The sequence below is a fragment of the Phytoactinopolyspora endophytica genome, from assembly GCF_004138495.1.
Taxonomy (GTDB): Bacteria; Actinomycetota; Actinomycetes; order Jiangellales; family Jiangellaceae; genus Phytoactinopolyspora; species Phytoactinopolyspora endophytica.
In genome coordinates this window covers 310,839-314,429 of sequence record NZ_ML142856.1, presented here as the reverse complement: position 1 = coordinate 314,429, position 3,591 = coordinate 310,839, and the positions used below count along the sequence as shown (strand labels likewise).

Genomic DNA, 3,591 nt, shown 5'->3' with positions numbered 1-3,591 from the left:
CGACGACTACAGCTTCGGCCACACCTCCGCGGGAGGTTTCATCGCCGATTTCTGCGCCGTCGGCGGCGAGGTGACGCATCGGGTGTTCCCGCCGCTCGGCACGACGGACTACTCGTCCTACATCGCCCAGCTGCCGGATCCGGACGAGGTCGACGGGTACTTCTGGGCGGTCGGCGGCACAGGTACCCAAGCGTCGCTGGAAGCCTTTGTGAACGCGAAGGGCGACCTGACCGGTGATCAGCACGCCGGCAACCTGTTCTTCAACCCGGACCTGGCTCAGGCATTGGGCACCGACATCGCCGGTGCCTACATCGGCGGCTTCGCCACGCTGCCGGGTGATGTGCGGACGCCAGAGATCGAGGAGTACCTGGCCAGTGCCGATGCCACCTGGGAAACGTTACCCGGATCGCTGAGCGGTAACGAGCCGGCTCCGCCGTCGGTCGCGGCCGCCTTCGGGTTCTTCTACGGCTACTACACGGCGGGCATCGCCCTGGCCGAAGGGCTCGCGGCGGTGGACGGCGATATCTCCGACCTGGACGCGCTGCACGCCGCGATCAGCGACCTCACGCTCGAGCTGCCGTACGGAGACATCAGCCTGGACGAGAACCGCAGCGGCATCGTCGACGTCGGCTTGTCCCAGCTGGCCGTGAATGACGAGGGCGAGGTCGTGCAGGAGACCGTGGCGATCGTCCCCGGTGTCGACCAGACATTCGGCGGCACGTTCAGCGCGGACACGCCGTCTCCGTCCCGCGACTTCCCGGAGTGCGAGGAGCGCGACCTTCCGTGGGTGGGCAACGCCATCCCGGTCGTCGACGGCGTACCGCAGCAGTAGCCGCAGGTGAGGAGAGGGCAGCCATGACCCAGACCACCCCCGCCCCCGCCGTCCCGGCGGTCGCGGACCCAGTGATCCAGGTGCGTTCGGTTGTGGTGGCGTTCGGGGGCCTGCTCGCCTTGAAGGGCATCGACCTCGACGTCACCCGCGGCGAGCGGCTGGCGATCCTCGGCCCGAACGGAGCCGGCAAGACGACTCTGTTCAACGTCATCGCCGGGGACATCGCGCCCACCGACGGGACGGTCGCCATCAAGGGGCAGGACTGCACATTCCTTCCCTCGCGGCACCGGCCCCGGTTGGGGATGGCCAGGACCTACCAGAAGGCCCGGAGTTTCGACGGGCTCACCGTCCGGGACAACATCTACCTCGCGATCGCCGGTCACCGCGGCCGTCACTGGCCGCTGTGGCGCTCGCCCGTCGACCGGCAGCTGGACCAGGACGCTGCCGAGGTGGCCGAGGCGGTATGGCTTGCCGACCACCTCGGCACGGCGGCGGGTGAGCTCGCACACGGGCAGAAGCGACAGCTCGAGCTGGGCATGGCCATGGCTGCCCAGCCGGACGTGATGTTGCTGGACGAACCGGCGTCCGGTCTCTCTCGCGGTGAGCGGGAGCGACTGGTCGAACTGCTGGACTCGCTGGCCGGAGAGGTGACGCTGCTGCTGATCGAGCACGACATGGAGGTGGCGTTCAGCTTGTCGCAGCGGGTGGTGGTCATGGCTGACGGTGCGATGGTCACCGCCGGCACGCCGGAGCAGGTCCAGAGTGACCCGGAAGTGCACGAGATCTATCTCGGTGTGGAGGCGACGTCATGAGCGAGACCGGCGAGCCCGTGCTCGACGTCCGCGGTCTGTACGCAGGCTACGGCGCGTCGATGGTGCTGGAAGAGCTCGAGTTCAGCATGGGTGTGGAGGCGGTCGCCATCGTGGGCCGCAACGGCATGGGCAAGACCACCCTGTGCGACACGCTGGTCGGCTTCCTGCCGTCGTCGGATGGGCACATCTCGCTGCGCGGCAGGCGGGTCGACGGGCACGCGCCTGAGCGGATCGCCCGGATGGGCATCGCCTACGTCCCGCAGGGGCGCCGGCTCTTCCCGTCGCTCACGGTGGATGAACATCTCGCCATGCTGGCGCGAGGAACGCGGAACAAACGGTGGACACCGGAGGCGGTCTACGAGTTGTTCCCCCGTCTCGCGGAGCGTAAGCGGCACGGTGGCGGAAACCTGTCCGGCGGTGAGCAACAGATGCTCGCTGTCGGGCGGGCGCTGCTGCTGAACGCGGACCTGATCGTGATGGACGAGCCGTCTGAAGGGCTGGCTCCGACCATCGTCGATGTCCTCGTCGACGCCGTGCATCACCTGGTCGACGAGGGAGTGGCCGTCCTCGTCGTCGAGCAGAACCTGCGCGCCGCGGTCCGGATGGCGCACCGCCAGCTCGTCATGGTGTCCGGCGCCATCGAGGCGCAGTTCGCCGGGGACGAGCTCCTGACCCGCCCTGACCTGCAACGCCGGTACCTGGGCGTCGGCGCCGCGGACCGGGCCGTCCGGTGATGCCGGCCCTATACAAGGCGTAGCCACGACCAAGGAGGCGTACGTGACGGATACCGATATGCCCATCCGATCGTCGAGCGATTCCCGCACCGGGGTGTGGTTCGTCGGCGCTCGCGGATCGGTCGCGAGCACCGCCGTGGCCGGAGCGCTGGCCCTGCGCGCTGGGCTGTCCGAGCAGATCGGACTGGTCAGCGAGCTGGCGCCGCTGTCTGCTGCAGGGCTTCCCGAGCTGAACGGGCTGGTGTTCGGCGGCCATGACGTCGCGGACGTGCCGTTGCCGAAACGAGTGGAACAGCTGGTGGCGGCCGGCGTCGTCCCGCATGCCGTCGCAGCCGCGTTGTCCGAGGAACTGGCGGGCGTGGATCGGTCGGTCCTGCGCGGCGTGCTTCGTGACGGGCGGCCGCAGCGGGAGACGGCCGCTTCGTTGCAGGCGGATCTACGCGCTTTCCAGGAGGACAACGAGCTGGAACGGGTGGTGGTGGTCGATGTGTCGAGCACCGAGCCGCCGGTGCGGGTGACGCCGGAGCTGATGACGCTGGACGCGCTGGAGCAGGCGCTGGACGCCGGTCAGTCTCCGCTGCCGGCGAGCTCGTTGTACGCGTATGCGGCGCTGCGGGCGGGGTGTCCGGTGGTGGCGTTCACGCCGAGCCCTGGGCCGCGGCTGCCGGCGCTCGCGGAGCTCGCCGAGGTGGTCGCGTTGCCCTGGGCAGGTTCGGACGGCAAGACCGGGGAGACATTGCTGAAGACCGTGCTGGCTCCGATGTTCGCGATGCGTGCGCTGCGCGTTCGGTCGTGGTCGTCGGTGAACCTGCTGGGTGGGGGTGACGGGCTGACACTGGCGGATCCGGCCAACGCGGTGAGTAAGACCGCCACCAAAGGCCAGGGGCTGGAGGCCATCTTGGGCCACCGCGTCGACGGGCCGTTACATATCGACTACGTGCCGGACCTGGGGGATTGGAAGACGGCGTGGGACATGGTCTCCTTCGAGGGGTTCCTGGGCACCCGGATGTCGTTGCAATTCACCTGGACTGGGTGTGACTCGGCTCTGGCGGCGCCACTGGTGCTGGATCTCGCGCGGCTGGTGGCCCGGGCGCATGAGGCCGGCCAGGTAGGTCCGCTGGCGGCGTTGGGCTTCTTCTTCAAGGATCCAGCGGGCGGCGACGTGCACGCATTGAGCGAGCAATGGGACGCCCTGACCCGTTGGTGCGCGCGG

At 69.0% G+C, this 3,591-nt stretch carries 4 protein-coding genes; all 4 read left to right on the top strand.

Annotated features, from left to right (window positions below; all coding sequences use genetic code 11):
- Nucleotides 1–832, top strand: an 832-nt coding sequence (locus ELR45_RS35395) for an ABC transporter substrate-binding protein (RefSeq protein ID WP_165367872.1), incomplete at its 5' end; no start/stop codon positions are given.
- Between the two features lie 23 nt (nucleotides 833–855).
- The gene (locus ELR45_RS17755) at nucleotides 856–1,644 is read left to right on the top strand and encodes an ABC transporter ATP-binding protein (protein WP_129667560.1); all 789 of its coding nucleotides are present in this window, start codon (nucleotides 856–858) and stop codon (nucleotides 1,642–1,644) included.
- Nucleotides 1,641–2,378 carry an ABC transporter ATP-binding protein gene (locus ELR45_RS17750; protein WP_129667559.1) on the top strand — a complete coding sequence of 246 codons (738 nt, stop codon included), beginning with the start codon at nucleotides 1,641–1,643 and terminating at the stop codon, nucleotides 2,376–2,378. Before ELR45_RS17755 ends, ELR45_RS17750 begins: the two co-directional genes overlap by 4 nt.
- Nucleotides 2,379–2,436: 58 nt before the next feature.
- Nucleotides 2,437–3,591: inositol-3-phosphate synthase (locus tag ELR45_RS17745; RefSeq protein WP_129667607.1), on the top strand; the 1,155-nt coding region annotated here is incomplete at its 3' end.

Excerpts from the sequence above, each read along its gene's own strand:
- ELR45_RS17750 (WP_129667559.1), top strand. The coding sequence starts at position 1,641 with ATGAGCGAGACCGGCGAGCCCGTGCTCGACGTCCGCGGTCTGTACGCA.
- ELR45_RS17755 (WP_129667560.1), top strand. The coding sequence starts at position 856 with ATGACCCAGACCACCCCCGCCCCCGCCGTCCCGGCGGTCGCGGACCCA.